Source organism: Bradyrhizobium sp. Leo78 (assembly GCF_059512425.1).
Genome location: NZ_JCAMOT010000237.1, coordinates 1 through 424 on the forward strand (window position 1 = coordinate 1; position 424 = coordinate 424).

General features: G+C 57.5%; 1 protein-coding gene. It reads right to left on the bottom strand.

Annotated features, from left to right (window positions below):
• Nucleotides 1-282 (bottom strand): family 4 glycosyl hydrolase (locus tag AC5ZG1_RS44470; protein ID WP_496136580.1); only part of this gene is annotated, 282 nt, incomplete at its 3' end.
• Between the last annotated feature and the right edge of the window lie 142 nt (nt 283-424).

Genomic DNA, 424 nt, shown 5'->3' on the forward strand with positions numbered 1-424 from the left:
GTCGGCATAGGCTTCGAGCCCGCCGACCCGGACGCAGCTGATGATATAACGCGCGCCTTCCAGCGCCTTGCGCCGGTCGGTCGTCGCCGTCACCTTGGTCGGCAGACCGTTTGCCTCGACGACCCGGTCGAGGATCGCCTTGATCATCTCGAGGTTATGTTCGCTGAGATCGGTCAACGCGAATTCGACGTCGCGGAACTCCGGAACGCACAAAATGTCGGTGAACAGCTTCTTGGTGAAACCGACGCTGCCCGCACCGATGATAGCGATTTTGAAACTCATGATCTTCACCTCGACCCAATCGAATGCTAGAGAAAAGACTGATATGGAGGAACAGGCCGCATGCCGGTGCATGGGGTTGAAAAAGCCGTAAAACCGCCTGTTTTCCTCCCGACCGCTCGATCGGCCGTGGTCTCTTCTTTGT